The sequence below is a fragment of the Bradyrhizobium sp. USDA 3311 genome (genome assembly GCF_054062495.1).
Map to the genome: position 1 here is coordinate 4,021,332 of NZ_JBSSFI010000001.1, position 18,232 is coordinate 4,039,563.

Sequence of the window (18,232 nt, forward strand, 5' to 3'; positions counted from 1 at the left end):
CCGGGTGACGGACAAGTGTGAGGCCGATCCGGACGGTACTCAACCGGGGGCGCGCCCGATCGCCAAGCGCGCCGTATCAAGCTGATTTCTCGCTGATTTGTCCCGATTCAGGACATGCCAGTGTGGTGGAATCGTCACAGCCGGTTGGGAAAAAGCCCTGGCCTCAGGCCCGCTTTTGTTCCGACAAGGTTCTGCCCTCATTGCCCACCGAACTTGAGGCCGTTCGGGGGGGCGTATCATGTCTCGCTTTGCACGTGCCGAAAGTGCCCGGATTTCCCCCGCGACCTCGTGCCGGTTGCTGCTCGCCATCATTGGCGCGGCCTCGCTCGCTGCCTGCGCGCAATCTCCGGTCGGCCGCCAGAAGGCCGATCTCGCCGGCACCGGCCGGCAGGCCGCAATCGAGCGGCCGCATCGCGTGGCGGCGTTGCATCCACGGCCGATCAGCCGGGCGCGTGTCCCCAACGGTGATGACAAGCGAACCGCCTCACATGGCGTTGCCAGCTTCTATTCGGATACGGAGACCGCGAGCGGCGAGAGGTTCGACAAGAACGAATTGACCGCGGCGCATCCCAGCCTGCCGTTCGGCACGAAGCTGCGCGTCACCGATGTTTCCTCCGGCCGCTTCGTGACCGTCAGGGTCAACGATCGCGGGCCCTATGTTCGCGGACGCGTGGTCGACATCTCGCCTTCTGCGGCCGAGGCGCTCGGCATGGTGGACAAGGGCATCGCCAATGTCAGGCTCGACGTCGTGCGGTGAGGGGCGATTCATCGATGCGAGCCGCCACTTAACCGTCTGTTAGCCGCTTCTCAAGCACCATGGTTGCCCAAACAATTCGGGGCTTTTGGGGAGGCGGGCGCTTGAACACGATCCAGTATCTCGAAGATCAGGCCGCGCGTGCCGAGCGGCTCGCCAAACGGATCACGGATACGCTGACGATCGAAAAGCTCCTGGCCTTCGCCGACGAACGCCGCCGCGAGATCGAGGTCATCGCCGGCAAGTATCGGCGCGCCCAACCCTCATAAACCATGCTCTGAGCGCATTCGCCCTCACTGCAGCGCTCGGAACTTCCTCTCATTTCCCGCGTCATGTCCGTGATGCAAGAGGAGGAGAGAGCCATGGGTTTTGGACGAGGTGCTTTGCTTTGGTTGCTTGGCGTGCCGCTGCCGATCATTCTGCTGCTGGCATTGTTCTGGCATCACTGAGGTTGCCACACGAAAAGCGCCGCGGAAGCGGCGCTTTTTTTGTTGCCTGCGAATTGCGGCGTATCAACAACGATAACGCGCGATCAGGTGTGGCTCTCGACGAAATCGCTGAGATAGTCGGGCAGTGTCACGCCATCGATGTCGCATCGCGCGCGAATCTCGCCGGCGACGTCGGTCGAGATGTCCTTCATCCAGTGTTCGAGCGTGTTGAACGAGATCACCTTGATCGGGTCGTTGAAGCAGCCGGCGACGAGCTCGCCGATCGTGGTCTCGAGATCGCTTCGCTCGACGCGGATTTCGGTCGCCTCGTCGCGGCGATCGATCACCACGAACAGGGTCTGGTCTGCGCCATAAGGCACGACCGTGGATGGCACGCCAGGTCTCGGCATCTTGGACACTCACGCCTTGGCTTCCGATCTCCGTTAACGGGAAAAACCGGAAGAAGGTTCCTATGTGTGGGAAAAGCTTGTCGTGCACGTGCAGCCTTGGCACGCGCAGCCCTGGCGTCTGCACGCAATCAGAGAAATTCTCTCAGGCGCGATAGCTCGATGACGTGCTCGGGCGAGAGGATATCCGTGACCAGCGGCGGCTGCGCCGCCGTGCGGATCTCATAGAGATGCCGGGTCGCCGCCGGCTTGTCCATGAACGCCGAGATGCATTCGTCGAGCGTGCCCTCGCTTACCTGGTAGGACTCGCGGTCCGGCCGGCGCTGGTTGGCAAGTGACGGCCATTTATACAGCGCTGCACGTGCGCCGAAATCGACCTTTGAATCCGCAACCACGTCCCCCATCGCCTCGCCTCACGCAAAAAGAACCCCAGCGCGCAGACTTGCGCTCCGGGGCCCATACCTATCGCTGCATCTCGATGCCACATCTCCCAACGCGGCGGCCGGGAAAAGGTTCCCGGCTGCCTTGTCGCGACTAGCTCGCGGCCGCTGCGATTTTGTGTCCCGGGCTGGTGTGACCGTGGCTGTGCTCGTCGCCGAGGCTGACCTCCGGCGGAAGCCCGGCAAAACGCCGCAGGGCCTCGGCCATCTGCACCCGGCCTGGCACTCCGGTGATCACCACGTCGACCATCGCAAAGGACGAGTGGAATTGGCCGCGCGCCTTGAGCTGCTCGACCGGGACGCCGGCAGCGGCCATCGCTTCGGCATAGGCGATGCCTTCGTCGCGCAGCGGATCGAACTCGCAGGTGACGACGAAGGCCGGCGGCAGGCCCGCGACCTTGCCGCGGAGCGGCGAGACACGCGGATCAGTACGGTCGGCCGGCGAGCAGTAGAGGTCCCAGAACCAGTACATCAGCGAGCGCGTCAGGAAGTAGCCGGTCGCATTGTCGTTGTAGGAGGAACGATCGAAGTCGCAGTCGGTGACCGGGCACACCAGGAGCTGGCCGGCGATATCGGGCCCGCCGCGATCGCGCGCGAGCTGGCAGGTGACGGCGGCGATGTTGCCGCCGGCGCTCCAGCCCGCGACCAGCACCGGGCCCGGCTTGCCGCCGAGCTCGACGGCGTGCTCGGCGATCCAGCGCGTCGCCGCATAGCCGTCCTCGGCCGCGGTGGGGAAGCGATGCTCCGGCGCGTGGCGATAGCCGACGCTGACGAACATCATCCCGGTCCGTCGCACCATGTCGCGGCAGAACGGATCGTCCGACTGCTCGTCACCGAGCACCCAGCCGCCGCCGTGGAAATAGACTACGACCGGATGCGGCCCCGGGGTTGCAGGCTTGTAGACACGATAGGGGAGCGGGCCGTCGGTGCCCGGCAGCGTTCCGTCGACGACATCGCCGATCGGTCGCCCCGCCGGACGGCCCTTGTTGAACTCGTTGACGAAGGCGCGGGCGCCGAGCGCGCCCATCGACTCGATCGGTGGCAGGTTCAGCGTTGCCAGCAGGTTCAGCACCAGCCGCACATCCGGCTGCAGCCGCACCACCTCGCCGTCATTGCACTGCGCGGCGACTTTGGGGCCGGTGAGCTTGAACCCGAGCATGCCGCGGCTGACGACCTCATCGCAGATGCTGCGGTAGGGACCGACACCGCCGGTATAGGGCATCAGGCCCTGCACCTTGCCAGGAACGTTCGCGCCCGTGTACCAGGTGTTGGCGAGCCGGTGCAGCGTCAGCATCGAGCAGTCGGCCATGTGCTGGCCCCAGCCGGCCTGCGCCGTCTCGGTCGGCTCGATGGTGGTGAAGCCGGCATCGCGCAAAGCCCTGAGCCGGTCCACGACCCAGTCGACATGCTGCTCGATCGACACCGCCATGTTCGACAGGACCGACGGGCTGCCCGGACCGGTGATCATGAAGAAGTTCGGGAAGCCCTCGACCGTGAGCCCGAGATAGGTCTGTGGCCCCTGCGCCCAGACATCCGATAGCGACTTGCCGCCGCGCCCGGTGATCGGATGCACCGCGCGGATCGCGCCGGTCATGGCGTCGAAGCCGGTCGCGAACACGATGACGTCGACGTCGACGCTGCGCCTGGCCGTCGTGATGCCGGTTGCGGTGATCGCCTTGATCGGCTCCTGGCGCAGATTGACCAGCGTGACGTTCGGCCGGTTGTAGGTCGCGTAATAGTTGGTGTCGAGGCAGGGACGTTTTGCACCGAAGGGATGGTCGTGCGGCATCAGTGCCGCCGCCGTCTCGGGATCCTTCACGGTCGCCGAGATCTTTTCGCGGATGAGGTCGCAGATCAGCTTGTTGCCGTCGACGTCGACCGCCTGGTCGGCCCAGAGCTGGGTGAGGATATAGACGAGATCGCCCTTGCCCCACGCCTCCTCGAACCGTGCGCGGCGCTCGGCATCGCTGAGCTGCCAACTGACGGCCGTCTGCTGCGGATAGGGCACGCCGGCCATCGACTGGCGCGCCTGCTCACGATAGGCCGCGCGGTCGCCTTGCAGCAGGCTCATGCGGTCGGAGGGCGCGGGGCCGTTGTGCGCCGGCAGCGCGAAATTCGGCGTGCGCTGGAACACGGTGAGATGCGCGGCCTGTTCGGCGATCAGCGGGATCGACTGGATGCCTGACGAGCCTGTGCCGATCACGGCGACGCGCTTGCCCGCAAGATTGACGCCGTCATGCGGCCAGCGGCCGGTGAAATAGACTTCGCCTTTGAAGGCCTTGACCCCGTCGATCTCCGGCGGCTTTGGTGCGGAGAGGCAGCCCGTGGCCATGATGTAATGGCGACAGGAGACCGGCGCGCCATTGTCGGTGGTGAGCTGCCAGCGCTCAGCGGCCTCGTTCCATTTGGCTTCGGTGACCTTGGTCCCGAAGCGGATGTCGCGGCGCAGCTCGTAGCGGTCGGCGACGAAGCCGAGATAGCGCAGGATCTCGGGCTGGGTCGCGTATTTCTCCGACCAGGCCCAGGCCGCCTCGAGTTCCGGATCGAAGGTGTAGCTGTAGTCGATGGTCTGGATGTCGCAGCGCGCGCCGGGGTAGCGGTTCCAGTACCAGGTGCCGCCGACATCGCCGGCCTCTTCAAGGGCGACCGTCGTGAAGCCGGCCTGGCGCAGGCGATGAAGCAGATAAAGGCCGGCAAATCCGGCGCCGACCACCGCGACGTCGACCTGCTGGGCTGTTCCACCGGCCGCTTTGGACTCGCGTGCGGCGACCATTGCGTCAGGCATGGCATTCCTCCCGTGTATTTTGTTTTGCCGGCAGGCTAACGCTGCAGGCTCGGCTTGTCATCAGGACAAGTGCAATCTTCGGTAGTCGATCGCGGCGTGATTTTGGCCGCGCGAAGGTTGCGGCGATACACGCACTGCGATGCACAATCGCCGGGATTGTCCGGTCTAATCAGACCACATCCTTCTGTGTATGCTTGCGATTACAAGCCACGCGTACCGACCGGGCGTCATGACAGAGTTGAGTGAGCGGACGAAAGCGAACATGGACGTCGTCCTGGAGGAGACGTGCCGCCAACTGCCGCATGGTGGCGATCACGACAGCCGCAAATTCATCGCCGAGCGCCTGATCGAGGCGGCGCAGGCCGGTCACTCCACGCTTGGTGAGCTTGGCATCGTCGCGCGGCGCGCGCTGGCGGAGATCATTGCCAAGGGCAGCTAGCCGGAGGCCGTAAATGAGTTGAGCTCTGGCCGCAGCGCAGGTGCGCTCCCTCGCCCCGCTCTTCGCGGGGAGAGGTAAGACCGGAGCTTGCTTCTCCGTCAGCCGTAGACGTAACCTTCCGGGGAACTTCTCCGCGCATTGAGATCCCCAAGATGCGGTCCCTGCTTGCGCTCATCGTGGTTTCCGCATTCCTTTGCCTCGCCGGTTCGGCCATGGCCCAACCGGTCGGACAGTTTCCATTCGCGTTGACGCGCGAAGGCCAGATGCTCGGCGGCGTCGAAGGCGAGGTGGCGTTTTTCAAGGGACTCGCCTATGCAGCGCCGCCGGTCGGCCCGCTGCGCTGGCGCTCGCCGGAGGTAACGGCCGAGAGCTCTGAGATGCGCACCGCCTACGAGTACGCCGCGCCCTGCCTCCAGCCGTCGCTGCCAAAGGCGAGCGAAGATTGCCTCACGCTCAATGTGTTCCGCCCCTTCGGCGTCGACGGCCCGCTGCCGGTGATGATGTTCATTCATGGCGGCGCCTTCGTCGGCGGCACCGCGAACGATCCTATGTTCGACGGCGCGAAACTCGCGCAGGCCGGCCTCATCGTGGTGACCGTGAATTTCCGCCTCGGCGCGCTCGGCTGGCTCACTCATCCGGCGCTCTCGGAAGACGGCTCCGGAAACTACGGACTGATGGACCAGATCGCGGCGATGCATTGGGTCCACGACAACATCGCGGCGTTCGGCGGCGATCCCGGGAACGTCACCCTGTTCGGCAATGGTGCGGGCGCGACGTCGATCGCGCTGTTGATGCTGTGCGACGAGGTGCGTGGTCTGTTTCAGAAAGCTATCCTGCAATCGGTGCCCGGCCGCGTGCGCCTGCGCTCGCGGCAGGAGGCGGAGGCCTGGGGCCTGCAATTCGTCGCGACGCTCGGACCGGATGCCAAGGAAACCAACGCGCGTGCGATCGGGCCTGCACGGCTGCTTGCCGCCGAAAAGAAGCTGCTCGCGAAAGTCCCGCTCGGCTTTGCGCCGACGATCGATGGAAGCCTCGTGAGGGAAGATATCGCCGCAGGTTTTGCGGCCGGGCATGAAGGGCGGATTCCCCTGATCATCGGCTCCAACGATGACGAGACGGATTTCGACAGCGAGCCTGACATCGCCGAGGCGCTTGCATCGTCTGGCACCGCCGTCGATGACCTGCGCAAGCTCTATCCCGACCTCGCCAAAGCTTCGGACCTCGCGGCAAGGTTTTATACCGACAAGGTCTTCTCCGAGCCGGTGAGGCTGCTGGCTCGTCTGCACGCCGCAAGCGGCGCGCCGACCTTCCGCTATCGCTTCGCCTACGTGCCGGAGGCCCGGCGCACCAACCCGGACGGCGGTCACGGGCGGGAATTGCAGTTCATCTTCGGCGTGGAAGGCGTGCCCGGTGCCGGCATCTTCTCACGGCGCGATCGCGAGCTCGCAAGCCGCATGCGCAGCTACTGGATCAACTTCGCCAGGAGCGGCGATCCCAACGGTCCCGACCTGCCACGCTGGGACGCGGCGGCAGGCGGCGATCGCCTGCTGCTGGTCACGAATGATCGCACCGCGAGCGGAGACGATCCCTTCGCGGAGCGTCTCGACCGGCTCGCAAGTGAGAGCAGAAAATGAGTTGGACTTAGGCCGCGAGCTCGACGCGCGGCGCCGGGCTCAGCCGGTCTTCCTCCAGATAGTCCATCGCGCCGTCCTTCTCGACGGCATAGAACTGCTGGCCTTCCCGCGACTTGTAGGCGGCGCGGACGACGCCGCGGCGGCCCTTGTCACTGTTGACGACGTCCCCCAGCGCAAACTTCCTCATCTCACGTCCTCGTCTTCTGGCCGACTCCTTCGACCATGGCGGGGATTTTGGAAGGCAAATCGTTAACGACTTGCTAACCATAGGGGTTTGCCTATGCTCGCCGCCGGTTGCGCGGGCAGCTCGCACGCGCATGTTGCCAACGAGACGAGCTTTCGCCCATGACGCGATTTCCGACCCTGTTCCTGTCCCACGGCGGCGGCCCCTGGCCGTTCATGGAGGACCGGCGGGTGCAATATGCCAGGACCGCCGAGGAGTTCGGGCGGCTGCCACAGCTTCTCCCCGAGAGACCAAAAGCCGTGCTCGTCATCACCGGACATTGGGAGGCGGACGCCTTCACCGTGTCGACCTCGGCGCATCCGCCGATGGTGTACGACTATTACGGTTTCCCGGAGCATACTTACCGCCTCAAATATCCGGCACCTGGTAAGCCCGAGCTCGCCGCGGAGGTGAAGGCGCTGCTCGCGCGCGCCGGCCTCGATTGCCGCGAAGATGCCAATCAGGGTTTTGATCACGGCACCTTCGTGCCGCTCGGCTTGATGTACCCGAACGCCGACATGCCGATCGTGCTGCTGTCGCTGAAATCGAGCTACGATGCGGCCGAGCACATCAAGGCCGGGCAGGCGATCGCCGCGCTGCGGGACGAAGGTATTCTGATCGTCGGCAGCGGGCTCACCTATCACAACATGCGCGGCTTCAACCGGCCGGAATCCAAGCCGGTCTCCTACGATTTCGAGGCCTATCTGAACGAGGCGATCAGCGCGCCGGATGCGGCGCGCCGCAACGCGATGCTGGTCGACTGGGAGAACGCGCCGAGCGCGCGCCTGGCGCATCCGCGCGAGGACCATCTGCTGCCGCTGATGGTCGCGGCCGGCGCTGCCGGCAACGACGTCGGCCATCGTGTCTTCGTGGACGAGGTCGCAAGCGTCGCGATGGCGTCGTACATGTTCGGTGGTCAGCCTTGAACCGCGCGGCTGCAAGCATCAAGGTTCACGCCGACGTCGCGTCGATCCTGCTGGCATGATCCGTTCCCAGAGCTGTTCGTAACGAGCCCTCACGGCGGGGTGACATTCGCACGCGCCCTCCCGTAGCCATCCGCCCGCCACAGTGCATATGCGGGTGCTTCTGACCGTATCGCTCGATTCACATTCGCGCTATGGTTGTGTCTATTGCTCTAAGATTTTTCCGAAGAAATTGATGGTGCCGGCGCTCCGACACCATTTTGGGTACTTTTGGCGTATTGGGAGAACCCGTCGCACTGGTGCACGCTGTCGTATTGGTGCCGGGTCTGGCTTTGCAGATCGAAGCTGCTCGCCTTCGCGCTCTCGCACAGCGGAGTGTCGAGTTCCGGGATAGCCTGACGCGTCACAGCCAGGCCCTGTTCGTTCAGGCCCAGCAATCCGTGGGCTGCAATGCATCCCACTCCGTCGAGGCGAGATTGGCGCGATGCCTCTTGCGCGTTCGGGATCTATCCGGCCGCGATCGCTTCAAGCTTACGCAGGAATTGATGGCCGAGATGATCGGGGTTCGCCGGAACAGCGTCTCGTTCGTCGCCCATGCCCTTCAGGAGGCGAACGTCATTCGATTCAGCCGCGGCCACATCGAGATCGTCAACGTCGCCGAGCTCAACAAGGCCACCTGCGAATGCTACCGTGCGGTGAAGTTGCAATACCAGCGGCTTCGTTTTTCCGACTGAACAAGAATCCGAGGCATCAGGAAGCTCAGCCGTATCTCAGCTTCATCACCAGAATGCCGCCGGCGAGCAGCATGGTGACGGCGTTCGAGGCGATCAGCGGCGCGTCGCCGCTGAGCAGGCCGTAGATCAGCCAGAGCGCCAGGCCCAGCACCATGACCAGGAACATGCCGAGCGAGATGTCGCGCGCCGAGCGGGTCTTCAAGACCTTGATGAACTGCGGCGCGTAGGCGACGGTGGTGCAGGTGGCGGCAGCAAAGCCGATCAGCTTGATCAAGAACGGGTCCATGCCGATCCTATAACATGGATTCGGCGTGGGCTCAGCCGGTACGTGCTAGGCGCGGCGCGATTCGATCAGGCTCCGATACAGCGCTGCATAGTCGCCGGCGCGGCTGCGCCAGGAGACGTCGGTCGCAAGGCCGTTTCGTTGCAGCTGCCGCCAGGTCAGCTTGTCGTGGAAAGCCGTGTTGGCCTTGCGCAGCGTGCCGGCGAGGGCATCCGCCGTCACCGGGCCGAACTTGAAGCCGGTGGCCTCGCGGCCGGACGCGTCCGCCTCGCCGATATCGACGATGGTATCCTCGAGGCCGCCGACGCGCGAGACGATCGGCACGGCGCCATAGCGCAGCGCGCAGAGCTGGGTCAGGCCGCACGGCTCGAACCGCGACGGCACGATGAGCGCGTCCGAGCCGGCCTGGATCAGATGCGCCAGGATCTCGTCGTAGCCGATCACGACCCCGATCCGGCCGGGATGCGCGCGGGCGGCGGCCTGATAGCGATCCTGGAGATCGCGGTCGCCGCTGCCGAGCAGCGCGAGCTGCATGCCTTCGCCCAAAATGGTCGGAATGGCCTCGAGCAGGAGATCGAGCCCCTTCTGCCATGACAGCCGGCTGATGACGCCGAGCAGGGGGGCTTCGTCCGAGGAATCGAGATTGAATTGCTGCTGAAGCACCGCCTTGTTCGCAGCGCGGAATGTAAGGTCCTCCGCGCCGAACCGATAGGCGATGTGCGAATCGGTCTGCGGATTCCACACCGCGATGTCGATGCCGTTGAGGATCCCGCTCAATGCGCCCGCGCGCGCGCGCAGCAGGCCGCCGAGCCCCATGCCGCCTTCGTCGCTCTGGATCTCACGCGCGTAGGTCGGGGACACCGTCGTGATGCGATCGGCGAATTGCAGGCCGGCCTTCAGGAAGCTGATGCCGCCGAAATATTCGAGGCCGTTGACGTCGAAGGAGCTCCACGGCAGGCCGATCGCACCGATCAGCTCAGGAGCGAACTTGCCCTGATAGACCATGTTGTGGATCGTCATCACGGTGCCGGGCCGCGGACGATTGTCGTAGTGCAGATAAGCGGGCGCGAGCCCGGCCTGCCAGTCATGGGCGTGCACGATGTCGGGCACGAAGGCCGGAACGAGGCCGTGGCCGATGTCGGCCGCCACGCGCGACAGCGCCGCAAAGCGCACGCCGTTGTCCGGCCAGTCGACCCCCTCTGCCGTGACGTATGGGTTGCCCGGCCGCGCGTAGAGATGCGGCACATCGAGCACGAACAGGTCGAGCCCGTCATGCGCGCCGGCGAGCAGCCGGCCCGGCCCGCCGAAATAATCCGGCCAGCGCCGGATCTCCTCCGCACCCGAGAGCAGCCGCATCACGTCGGGATAGCCCGGCATCAGGGTGCGCATCTCGACGCCGTGCGCCTTCAGCGCAATCGGCAGCGCGCCGGCGACATCCGCGAGGCCGCCGGTCTTGACGATGGGATAGACTTCGGAGGCGACCGCGAGGACGCGAGCAGGCGTCATGTATTCAGCCTGTCGATCATCGGTTGGGTGATGAGGGAGATGCCCTGCTCGGTGGTGCGGAAGCGTTTTGCATCGAGCTCGGGATCCTCGCCGATGACGAGCCCCTCGGGAATCTCGACGCCGCGGTCGATCACGACGTTCTTCAGCCGCGCCCCGCGCCCGACATTCACATAGGGCATGATCACGGCGTTCTCGACATTGGCATAGGAGTTGATGCGCACGCCGGTGAACAGCAGCGAACGGCGCAGCGAGGCGCCGGAGATGATGCAGCCGCCCGAGACCAGCGAGCTCACCGCCTGGCCGCGCCGGCTCTCCTCGTCATGGACGAACTTGGCGGGCGGCGTGATCTCCGAGTAGGACCAGATCGGCCATGCGCGGTCGAACAGGTCGAGCTCCGGCACCACGTCGGTGAGGTCGATGTTGGCCGCCCAATAGGCGTCGACCGTGCCGACGTCGCGCCAGTAGGCGCGGGGATCGTCGCCGGAGCGGACGCAGGAGGTCGAGAACTGGTGCGCGATCGCGCGGCCGTTCTTGACGATGTAGGGAATGATGTCCTTGCCGAAATCGTGGTTCGAGCTCGGGTCCTCGGCGTCGCGCTTGAGCTGGTCGAACAGGAATTTCGCATCGAACACGTAGATGCCCATGCTGGCGAGCGAGACGTCCGGCTTGCCCGGCATCGGCGGCGGATCGGCCGGCTTTTCCAGGAACTCCTGGATCCAGCCGTTCTCGTCGATATGCATGATGCCGAAGCCGGAGGATTCCGCGCGCGGCATTTCGAGGCAGCCGACCGTGACGTCGGCGCCGCTATCGACGTGCTGGCGCAGCATCACCTCGTAATCCATCTTGTAGATATGGTCGCCGGCGAGCACGACAATGAAGCGGGCGTTGTGCGACTCGATGATGTCGATGTTCTGGTAGATCGCGTCCGCCGTGCCGACATACCACATGTTCTCGGAGACACGCTGGCTCGCGGGCAGGATGTCAAAGCTCTCGTTGCGCTCCGGGCGGAAGAAGTTCCAGCCCATCTGAAGATGCCGGATCAGGCTGTGCGCCTTGTACTGGGTGGCGACCGCGATGCGGCGGATGCCGGAGTTCACCGCGTTCGACAGCGCGAAATCGATGATGCGGGACTTGCCGCCGAAATAGACCGCCGGCTTGGCGCGCCGGTCGGTCAGCTCCAGAAGCCGGCTACCGCGTCCGCCAGCCAGGACGAACGCCAGCGCCTGACGGGCGAGCGGCTCATTTCCGACGGCACTCATGTCATCCTCCCACTCTTCTGGCGCAAGTCGGAGCCCTCGCGAGATGCCTCTCGGCCGCGCACCATTGGAACCAATAGTAACGGTACGAATAGTAAATCGGGAAGGTGGTCGTTGGTTGCGAACGCGCGGGAAGCTTAATGCTTTGCCGTCGTGCGCGGCGCAGGTGCCGTCGCATCGGTGTCATCCCGGCGCGGCGAGCCTGACCACAATTGAGGCATGCATGGGCTCTCTTGTGCGCCGCACGCAGAATCGAGCGTTTGACTTGGCGCAAGGATGCCCGATCATACGCCTGCGATCCTTTTTCCAGGCGAAACGTCCGAGAGGGAGCAAGACGATGAGGATCTGGACAACGGCAATTGCCTGTTCGCTGGCAGGTGCGGTCATGGCCGGCCAAATCGGGCAGGCCGCAGCAGCCCCGATGCCGACCAATGTCGCGGCCATGAAGGCTGCGGCCGGCGACGACGTCACGCAGGTGCATTGGCGCGGCGGCGGCTGGGGATGGGGCCTCGGCGGCCTCGCGGTCGGCGCGATCATCGGCGGCGCCATCGCCAGCAGCGCGCCTTACGGCTACGGCTATTACGGCGGCGGCCCGTATTACGGTGGCTATGGTTATCCTGGATATGGCTATGGTTATGCGCCGGCCTATTACGGCTACGGGCCGGCCTATGCCTATCCGCGATACTATGGCTACCGCCGGGTCTATCGGCCCTATTACGGCTATTACCGGCCGTATGCGCGCCCGTACTACCGCGGATATTGGTGATCGCGGTTAAAGCGAGAGCCACACGATCAGGCTCATGCAGGCGAGATGCGCGAGCACGATCGCGGCGAGATGCAGCGGGCCGGCCTTGAGGCGAAGCCTGCGCATCCCGCCGCCTCCGCCTAGTTCGACCCGGCGGCCGCCGCGGTGAAGCTGCGGTCGACGGCTTGGTTGACGTCGAGCTTCTTCGGCAGGATGCCGTAGCGCGTCGAGCGGTCCGAAGCTGCCTGGATCTCCTTCAACACGTTCTCGTCGATCACGATCGGGCTGGTGCGTTGCGCGGTGTAGGCCGACTGCAGCACGTCCTCCGGCAGCCTGGTCAGCTCGGCCGTGCTCCTGGCGTATTCGGCAACATGATCCAGTGACCACAGCCGTGCCTTGTTCAACCGCTGCACCAGGTCTTGCACCGCCGCGCGCTTGGTGGCGATGGCATTGTCGGAGGCGACGATGAAGGTGATCGTCGGCGTCAGGCCGTCGCCGTCGGCGATCACGCGGGCCTTGTCCTTCAGCGTCGCGTAGGAGACGTAGGGCTCCCACACCGCCCAGGCGTCGATCGAGCCCGCCACCAGCGCGATCTTGGCATCCACGGGGCCGAGCGGCGCGAACGTCGCGTCCTCCAGCTTGATCTGCGCCTTCTCCAGCGTCGCGTCGATCAAGAACTGACCCCAGCCGCCGCGCGTGCCGGCGAGGCGCTTGCCCCTGAGGTCGGCGGCCGACTTGATCGGCGAATCCTGCCGCACGAGGATCGCCTGCGTCTTCGCATCCGAGCGCGTGCCGCCGATCGCCTTGATCGGCGCACCCGCCGCATAGACCGACAGGAAGGACAGATCGCCGGTGTAGCCGACGTCGAGCGCGCCCGCATTGAGCGCTTCGAGGATCGGAGCTGCCGCCGGGAATTCCGACCATTCGATCTTGTAGGGCAGGTCCTTCGCGTAGCCGGAGATCTCCAGCAGCGAGCGATTGCCGCCCTTCTGGTCGCCGACGCGCAGCACGACGGTGTCGGCCGCGAGCGATGCGGCCGCCGTCGACAAGGTGATGGCGGCCGCCAGCAGCGACGCCGCAAGCCGGCGCGTCAGGGAATGATCGAGAGAGGAAGAGTTGATGCTCATGTGATCTGTCTTGTTGGTTTGCTCACAGCGCGTGAGCGAACGAAGCAGCGGGACGATCAAGTCTATGAGCGCGCGATGCGCAGTCAATGGAATGGCCAACCGTATTGCGCGCGCGATCGGCAAGGACGTTTCAGCGAACGATCGCTTTCGAGAAAGCGACGTGCGCCGGCTGCAAAGCAGCGCTGCAACGATGCGGATGCCGCGGTCGTGGTGGAGATTACAAACGGACCCGGCCGCGAAAATCCTTTCACCGTTCCTGGACGCGACGATGGAGAGAATGACTTCGCTTCGCGCAACATTCGAAATTCCATTTCATTGACGATACGGCGAGCACGCCGCATGATTTGCGCATCGCATCAACGCGGCGCCGGGAGCGCCGACGGAAAGACATTCTCTCAACGCAGCTCCGTACGGAACATGCGCAACGACATTCGTTGCGCAAACGGCGGAGACGTGCCAGCGCAGGAGCCAGGGCCCGATGAACAACGAGAACAAGCGCGGCGGATCGAGTCTCGACCGTCGCCATCTGCTCCAGGCGGGATTGGCTGCGGCTTTCGCCGCACCGCTCGGTGCGCTCGGCGCACAGGCCTTCGCGCCGCAGCCGATCGGGTCCGGCATCGATTTCTCCGAGTTTCCGCTGTGCCGGACGGCATCTGACGCGCCCGCGCTGACGGGTGCCCCGCGTAAGCTAAAGCTGTCGTGGAATGCCGGCGCGGTCTGCCTCGCGCCGCTGCCCGTCGCCATCGAGCACGGCTTCTTCCAGAAGCAGAATCTCGACGTCGAGCTCGTCAATTATTCCGGCTCGACCGACCAGCTCCTTGAAGCGATCGCGACCGGCAAGAGCGATGCCGGTCTCGGCATGGCGCTGCGCTGGCTGAAGCCGCTGGAGCAGGGCTTTGACGTCAAGATCGCCGCCGGCACCCACGGCGGCTGCATGCGCGTGCTGACGCGCACCGATTCCAGCGTGAGCAGGCTGGCCGACCTCAAGGGCAAGATCGTCGCGGTCGGCGATCTCGCCGGTCCCGACAAGAACTTCTTCTCGATCCAGCTCGCCAAGCTCGGCATCGATCCGGTCAAGGACGTCGACTGGCGCGCCTATCCCGGCAATCTCCTCAACGTCGCCGTCGAGAAGGGCGAGGTGCAGGCCTTCCTGTCGTCCGATCCGCTCGCCTATCTCTGGCTGAAGGACAGCCAGTACAAGGAAGTCGCCTCCAATCTCGACAGCGAATACCGCGACAAGAGCTGCTGCATCGTCGGCCTGCGCGGCAGCCTGGTGCGCGAGGAGCCGCAGGTCGCCCGTGCCATCACGCAGGCGCTGCTCGATGCCGCGATGTTCACCTCGCAGAACCCGACGGTGGCCGCAAAATCGTTCCAGCCCTACGCACCGAAAGCGGCGACGCTTGCCGATATCGAGGGCATGGTGCGCTACCACACCCACCACCATCATCCCGTCGGCGAAGTGCTGAAGCGCGAGCTCAAGGCCTATGCCGACGACCTGAAGAGCGTGCAGGTCTTCAAGCAGAGCACCGATACTGCCAAATTCGCGGAGCGCATCTATGTCGACGTATTCGCTGTCTGACGGCCTTGCCTCCGGCGCACCGCGCCTCGCCCGCGCGCCGCTGCTTGCGAGCTGGGTCCGTGAATCCGGCGTCGGTATTCTTGCCAGCGTCGCCTGGATCGCCTTCGGCCTGTCCTGCCTGTGGTGGGAAGATGTCGGCGACTGGTCGCGCACCCATTCGCTCGGCATCGCCGCCTTCGTCATCGCGGCCGTCGCGTTGTTCGGGACCGTCGGTGCCGACTATCTCGGCTCGGCGGGCAAGGCGTTGCATAAGCGCGCGCCCTGGCTCGTCGCGCTCGGTGCCTTCCTGACCTTGTGGGAAGTCGCCACCGCAAAATTCGCTTGGTTGCCGCTGCCGTTCTTTCCGCCGCCGCAGTCGATCATCGAAGTCTACACCGACGACCTGCCCAAGCTGCTCGACAGCGTCTTCGCCTCGGTCAAGCTCCAGCTCGGCGGCTATCTGATCGGCGCCACGATAGGATTCCTGACCGGCGTCTCGATCGGCTGGTCGCGTGCGGTTGGCTATTGGGTGCATCCAGTGCTGCGCTTCATCGGCCCGCTGCCGGCGACCGCCTGGCTGCCGATTGCCTTCTTCACCTTCCCGTCGAGCTGGAGCGCCTCGACCTTCCTGATCGCGCTGGCGACCGGCTTTCCCGTCACCGTGCTGACCTGGTCGGGCGTCGCGAGCGTCAGCAACGCCTATTACGACGTCGCGCGCACGCTGGGCGCAAAGCCGTCCTTCCTGGTGCTGAAGGTCGCGATCCCCGCGGCACTGCCGCATGTGTTCGTCGGCCTGTTCATGGGGCTCGGCTCGTCCTTTGCCGTGCTCGTCGTCGCCGAGATGATTGGCGTCAAGGCCGGCCTCGGCTGGTATCTGCAATGGGCGCAGGGCTGGGCGGCTTACGCCAACATGTACGCGGCGCTGATCGTGATGTCGCTGCTCTGCTCCGGCGCGATCACGCTGCTGTTTTCGATCCGCGATCGCCTGCTGGTCTGGCAGAAGGGGACCGTGAAATGGTAGCCGCAGCCGCACTGGCCGAAGTCGCCACGCATCCCGCCGCCGGCGCCGCGCTCGACATCGAGCAGGTCAGCCACGCCTTCGACATCGACGGCGCCGAGCTGCCGGTGCTGAGCGACGTCAGCATCTCGGTCGAGCCGGGCGAATTCGTCGCGCTGCTCGGTCCGTCCGGCTGTGGCAAGTCGACCTTGCTGCGGCTCGTTGCCGGCCTCGACAAGCCCAAGGCGGGAAGCTTGCGGGAAGACGAGAGCCGCATCACCCGGCCGCATCCTTCGCGCGTCGTCGTGTTCCAGGATCCGACCCTGTTTCCCTGGCGGTCGGTCTGGGACAACGTTGCCCTGGGCCTCGAGGCCCAGGGCATCCTCAAGAGCCAGCGGCAGCGCGTGGATGACGCGCTCGATCTGGTCGGCCTTGCGTCATTCCGCAACGCCTATCCGCACCAGCTCTCCGGCGGCATGGCGCAGCGCGTCGCGCTGGCGCGTGCACTGGTCAACGATCCCAAAATCCTGATCCTCGACGAGCCACTCGGCAAGCTCGACTCGCTCACCCGCATCACCATGCAGGCCGAGATCGTCGCGCTCTGGCAGCGCAAGGGGTTCACCACGCTGCTGGTGACGCATGATGCCGAGGAGGCCCTGGTGCTCGCCAACCGCGTCATCGTCTTCAGCGACCGTCCCGCGCGGGTGAAAGCCGACATCCGCGTCGACCGGCCCTATCCACGCCATCGCGGCGATCCATATCTTGCGGATCTGCGCCGCCAGATCCTTGGTCTGTTGGGGTTGGACGCCACATGGTAGTTTCCGCACCCAAGGGCCGCACGGCGCACAGCGAACCCGACTACATCGCCCGCGCCGAGGCGTTGGCCGAAGGCTTTGCCGCGCGCGCGGCCGAGCATGACCGTAACGGCAGCTTCCCGTTCGAGAATTTTCGCGAGCTGTCGGAAGCGGGCCTGCTGTCGCTGACGGTTCCCGCAGTCCATGGTGGGGCCGGCGCCGGTGCGCGCTACGCCGCGCGCGTCATCGGCATCATCGGCAAGGCCGATCCGTCGACCGCGCTGGTGCTGTCGATGCACTACATCAATCATCTCGTCATGGCGCGCAGTCCGACCTGGCCCGCCCGGTTGTCGCGCAAGCTTGCGCGTGAGACTGTCGAAGGCCTTGCACTCGTCAACGCGCTGCGCGTCGAGCCCGAGCTCGGCTCGCCTGCGCGCGGCGGCCTGCCGGCGACGATCGCGCGGCGCACTGAGACCGGCTGGCGCCTGACCGGCCACAAGATCTATTCGACGGGATCGCCGATCCTGAAATGGTATCTGGTCTGGGCCCGGACCGACGAGGCGGAGCCGCGGGTCGGACAGTTCCTGGTGCCGGCGGGCCTGCCGGGCACGCGCATCGTCGAGACATGGGACCATCACGGCCTGCGCGCCAGCGGCAGCCATGACGTCATCTTCGACGACGTCGTGATCCCGCTCGATTCCGGGGTCGATGTCCGCAAGCCCGCCGATTGGCGCGGACCTGACGTCACGCAGGCGACCGTGCACGCCATCTTCGTTGCCGCGATCTATGACGGTGTCGCCCGGGCCGCGCGCGACTGGCTGATCTCGTTCCTGAAGCAACGCGTCCCCGCCAGCCTTGGCGCGCCGCTCGCGACTCTGCCGCGTGCGCAGGAGATCCTCGGCGCCGTCGAGGCCCGGCTCGCGGTCAATGCGCGGCTGATCGTCTCTTTTGCCGACGATTTCGACGACGGTGTCGAGCTCTCGGCGGCCGAGTCCAATGTGATCAAGCTCACCGTCACCAACAATGCCGTGGCCGCCGTCGAGGACGCGCTGTCGCTTACCGGCAATCACGGCCTCTCTCGCACCAATCCACTGGAGCGGCACTATCGCGACGTGCTGTGCGGTCGCGTGCACACGCCGCAGGACGATTCCACGCGCACCGGCCTCGGCCGCGCCGCATTGGACCTCTAGCTTTTCCGC

The 18,232-nt window shown here is 65.4% G+C and carries 20 protein-coding genes; 12 read left to right on the plus strand and 8 right to left on the minus strand.

Features of this window, described 5'->3' with window-relative positions:
* Window positions 1–238: 238 nt before the first annotated feature.
* The gene (locus ACVWW6_RS19050) at window positions 239–757 is read left to right on the plus strand and encodes a septal ring lytic transglycosylase RlpA family protein (protein ID WP_011089208.1); all 519 of its coding nucleotides are present in this window, start codon (window positions 239–241) and stop codon (window positions 755–757) included.
* Between the two features lie 101 nt (window positions 758–858).
* Window positions 859–1,023 carry a hypothetical protein gene (locus ACVWW6_RS19055; protein ID WP_166466032.1) on the plus strand — a complete coding sequence of 55 codons (165 nt, stop codon included), beginning with the start codon at window positions 859–861 and terminating at the stop codon, window positions 1,021–1,023.
* A 263-nt stretch (window positions 1,024–1,286) separates the two neighbouring features.
* Here the strand turns inward: ACVWW6_RS19055 and ACVWW6_RS19060 are convergent, their stop codons facing one another.
* The 3 genes from ACVWW6_RS19060 to ACVWW6_RS19070 all read right to left on the minus strand — a co-directional run bounded on the left by ACVWW6_RS19060 (window position 1,287) and on the right by ACVWW6_RS19070 (window position 4,814).
* The gene (locus ACVWW6_RS19060; RefSeq protein WP_028176148.1) at window positions 1,287–1,592 is read right to left on the minus strand and encodes a hypothetical protein; all 306 of its coding nucleotides are present in this window, start codon (window positions 1,590–1,592) and stop codon (window positions 1,287–1,289) included.
* A 128-nt stretch (window positions 1,593–1,720) separates the two neighbouring features.
* Entirely contained in the window at window positions 1,721–1,993 is a 273-nt protein-coding gene (locus tag ACVWW6_RS19065; protein WP_011089206.1) for a hypothetical protein, read from the minus strand.
* Between the two features lie 130 nt (window positions 1,994–2,123).
* Window positions 2,124–4,814, minus strand: coding sequence for a flavin-containing monooxygenase (locus tag ACVWW6_RS19070; protein ID WP_456681239.1), 2,691 nt, complete (start codon window positions 4,812–4,814; stop codon window positions 2,124–2,126).
* Between the two features lie 190 nt (window positions 4,815–5,004).
* Here ACVWW6_RS19070 and ACVWW6_RS19075 point away from each other — a divergent pair, with 190 nt between their 5' ends.
* On the plus strand, window positions 5,005–5,253 hold the full coding sequence (locus ACVWW6_RS19075) for a hypothetical protein (protein WP_011089204.1): 249 nt from the start codon (window positions 5,005–5,007) through the stop codon (window positions 5,251–5,253).
* Window positions 5,254–5,405: 152 nt separating this feature from the next.
* Entirely contained in the window at window positions 5,406–6,887 is a 1,482-nt protein-coding gene (locus ACVWW6_RS19080) for a carboxylesterase/lipase family protein (protein WP_456681240.1), read from the plus strand.
* Between the two features lie 7 nt (window positions 6,888–6,894).
* Here ACVWW6_RS19080 and ACVWW6_RS19085 read toward each other — a convergent pair whose 3' ends face one another.
* Window positions 6,895–7,074: a hypothetical protein gene (locus ACVWW6_RS19085; RefSeq protein ID WP_028176145.1), complete on the minus strand. Its 180-nt coding sequence runs from the start codon at window positions 7,072–7,074 to the stop codon at window positions 6,895–6,897.
* A 158-nt stretch (window positions 7,075–7,232) separates the two neighbouring features.
* Between ACVWW6_RS19085 and ACVWW6_RS19090 the strand changes: the two genes are divergently transcribed.
* Window positions 7,233–8,036 carry a DODA-type extradiol aromatic ring-opening family dioxygenase gene (locus ACVWW6_RS19090; RefSeq protein ID WP_028176144.1) on the plus strand — a complete coding sequence of 268 codons (804 nt, stop codon included), beginning with the start codon at window positions 7,233–7,235 and terminating at the stop codon, window positions 8,034–8,036.
* A 257-nt stretch (window positions 8,037–8,293) separates the two neighbouring features.
* On the plus strand, window positions 8,294–8,767 hold the full coding sequence (locus ACVWW6_RS19095) for a Crp/Fnr family transcriptional regulator (RefSeq protein ID WP_246790655.1): 474 nt from the start codon (window positions 8,294–8,296) through the stop codon (window positions 8,765–8,767).
* Between the two features lie 25 nt (window positions 8,768–8,792).
* Here ACVWW6_RS19095 and ACVWW6_RS19100 read toward each other — a convergent pair whose 3' ends face one another.
* The 3 genes from ACVWW6_RS19100 to glgC are packed head-to-tail and all read right to left on the minus strand — an operon-like array spanning window position 8,793 to window position 11,815.
* The gene (locus tag ACVWW6_RS19100; protein ID WP_011089200.1) at window positions 8,793–9,053 is read right to left on the minus strand and encodes a SemiSWEET transporter; all 261 of its coding nucleotides are present in this window, start codon (window positions 9,051–9,053) and stop codon (window positions 8,793–8,795) included.
* A gap of 45 nt (window positions 9,054–9,098) precedes the next feature.
* Entirely contained in the window at window positions 9,099–10,556 is a 1,458-nt protein-coding gene (gene glgA / locus ACVWW6_RS19105; protein ID WP_110117023.1) for a glycogen synthase GlgA, read from the minus strand.
* On the minus strand, window positions 10,553–11,815 hold the full coding sequence (gene glgC / locus ACVWW6_RS19110; RefSeq protein ID WP_011089198.1) for a glucose-1-phosphate adenylyltransferase: 1,263 nt from the start codon (window positions 11,813–11,815) through the stop codon (window positions 10,553–10,555). The genes glgA and glgC overlap by 4 nt, the downstream gene beginning before the upstream one ends.
* Before the next feature lie 334 nt (window positions 11,816–12,149).
* On the opposite strand from glgC, the gene ACVWW6_RS19115 reads away from it, so the two are divergent.
* Window positions 12,150–12,578, plus strand: coding sequence for a hypothetical protein (locus ACVWW6_RS19115; protein ID WP_038966491.1), 429 nt, complete (start codon window positions 12,150–12,152; stop codon window positions 12,576–12,578).
* A 119-nt stretch (window positions 12,579–12,697) separates the two neighbouring features.
* On the opposite strand, the gene ACVWW6_RS19120 is transcribed toward ACVWW6_RS19115, so the two are convergent.
* Entirely contained in the window at window positions 12,698–13,684 is a 987-nt protein-coding gene (locus ACVWW6_RS19120) for an ABC transporter substrate-binding protein (RefSeq protein ID WP_456681241.1), read from the minus strand.
* Between the two features lie 91 nt (window positions 13,685–13,775).
* Between ACVWW6_RS19120 and ACVWW6_RS19125 the strand changes: the two genes are divergently transcribed.
* The 5 genes from ACVWW6_RS19125 to ACVWW6_RS19145 all read left to right on the plus strand — a co-directional run bounded on the left by ACVWW6_RS19125 (window position 13,776) and on the right by ACVWW6_RS19145 (window position 18,223).
* Window positions 13,776–14,003: a hypothetical protein gene (locus tag ACVWW6_RS19125; protein ID WP_162603736.1), complete on the plus strand. Its 228-nt coding sequence runs from the start codon at window positions 13,776–13,778 to the stop codon at window positions 14,001–14,003.
* Between the two features lie 159 nt (window positions 14,004–14,162).
* Window positions 14,163–15,263 carry an ABC transporter substrate-binding protein gene (locus ACVWW6_RS19130; RefSeq protein ID WP_456681242.1) on the plus strand — a complete coding sequence of 367 codons (1,101 nt, stop codon included), beginning with the start codon at window positions 14,163–14,165 and terminating at the stop codon, window positions 15,261–15,263.
* Window positions 15,241–16,263: an ABC transporter permease gene (locus ACVWW6_RS19135; protein ID WP_028176137.1), complete on the plus strand. Its 1,023-nt coding sequence runs from the start codon at window positions 15,241–15,243 to the stop codon at window positions 16,261–16,263. Before ACVWW6_RS19130 ends, ACVWW6_RS19135 begins: the two co-directional genes overlap by 23 nt.
* Window positions 16,257–17,057, plus strand: a complete 801-nt coding sequence (locus ACVWW6_RS19140; RefSeq protein WP_271612986.1) for an ABC transporter ATP-binding protein — start codon at window positions 16,257–16,259, stop codon at window positions 17,055–17,057. Before ACVWW6_RS19135 ends, ACVWW6_RS19140 begins: the two co-directional genes overlap by 7 nt.
* Window positions 17,051–18,223: an acyl-CoA dehydrogenase family protein gene (locus tag ACVWW6_RS19145; RefSeq protein ID WP_456681243.1), complete on the plus strand. Its 1,173-nt coding sequence runs from the start codon at window positions 17,051–17,053 to the stop codon at window positions 18,221–18,223. Before ACVWW6_RS19140 ends, ACVWW6_RS19145 begins: the two co-directional genes overlap by 7 nt.
* Window positions 18,224–18,232: the final 9 nt, after the last annotated feature.

Excerpts from the sequence above, each read along its gene's own strand:
- ACVWW6_RS19140 (WP_271612986.1), top strand. The coding sequence starts at position 16,257 with ATGGTAGCCGCAGCCGCACTGGCCGAAGTCGCCACGCATCCCGCCGCC.
- ACVWW6_RS19075 (WP_011089204.1), top strand. The coding sequence starts at position 5,005 with ATGCTTGCGATTACAAGCCACGCGTACCGACCGGGCGTCATGACAGAG.
- ACVWW6_RS19060 (WP_028176148.1), bottom strand. The coding sequence starts at position 1,592 with ATGCCGAGACCTGGCGTGCCATCCACGGTCGTGCCTTATGGCGCAGAC.
- ACVWW6_RS19130 (WP_456681242.1), top strand. The coding sequence starts at position 14,163 with ATGAACAACGAGAACAAGCGCGGCGGATCGAGTCTCGACCGTCGCCAT.
- ACVWW6_RS19120 (WP_456681241.1), bottom strand. The coding sequence starts at position 13,684 with ATGAGCATCAACTCTTCCTCTCTCGATCATTCCCTGACGCGCCGGCTT.
- ACVWW6_RS19085 (WP_028176145.1), bottom strand. The coding sequence starts at position 7,074 with ATGAGGAAGTTTGCGCTGGGGGACGTCGTCAACAGTGACAAGGGCCGC.
- ACVWW6_RS19070 (WP_456681239.1), bottom strand. The coding sequence starts at position 4,814 with ATGCCTGACGCAATGGTCGCCGCACGCGAGTCCAAAGCGGCCGGTGGA.
- glgA (WP_110117023.1), bottom strand. The coding sequence starts at position 10,556 with ATGACGCCTGCTCGCGTCCTCGCGGTCGCCTCCGAAGTCTATCCCATC.
- ACVWW6_RS19065 (WP_011089206.1), bottom strand. The coding sequence starts at position 1,993 with ATGGGGGACGTGGTTGCGGATTCAAAGGTCGATTTCGGCGCACGTGCA.
- ACVWW6_RS19125 (WP_162603736.1), top strand. The coding sequence starts at position 13,776 with ATGGCCAACCGTATTGCGCGCGCGATCGGCAAGGACGTTTCAGCGAAC.
- ACVWW6_RS19135 (WP_028176137.1), top strand. The coding sequence starts at position 15,241 with ATGTCGACGTATTCGCTGTCTGACGGCCTTGCCTCCGGCGCACCGCGC.
- ACVWW6_RS19100 (WP_011089200.1), bottom strand. The coding sequence starts at position 9,053 with ATGGACCCGTTCTTGATCAAGCTGATCGGCTTTGCTGCCGCCACCTGC.
- ACVWW6_RS19145 (WP_456681243.1), top strand. The coding sequence starts at position 17,051 with ATGGTAGTTTCCGCACCCAAGGGCCGCACGGCGCACAGCGAACCCGAC.
- ACVWW6_RS19115 (WP_038966491.1), top strand. The coding sequence starts at position 12,150 with ATGAGGATCTGGACAACGGCAATTGCCTGTTCGCTGGCAGGTGCGGTC.
- glgC (WP_011089198.1), bottom strand. The coding sequence starts at position 11,815 with ATGAGTGCCGTCGGAAATGAGCCGCTCGCCCGTCAGGCGCTGGCGTTC.
- ACVWW6_RS19050 (WP_011089208.1), top strand. The coding sequence starts at position 239 with ATGTCTCGCTTTGCACGTGCCGAAAGTGCCCGGATTTCCCCCGCGACC.
- ACVWW6_RS19090 (WP_028176144.1), top strand. The coding sequence starts at position 7,233 with ATGACGCGATTTCCGACCCTGTTCCTGTCCCACGGCGGCGGCCCCTGG.
- ACVWW6_RS19080 (WP_456681240.1), top strand. The coding sequence starts at position 5,406 with ATGCGGTCCCTGCTTGCGCTCATCGTGGTTTCCGCATTCCTTTGCCTC.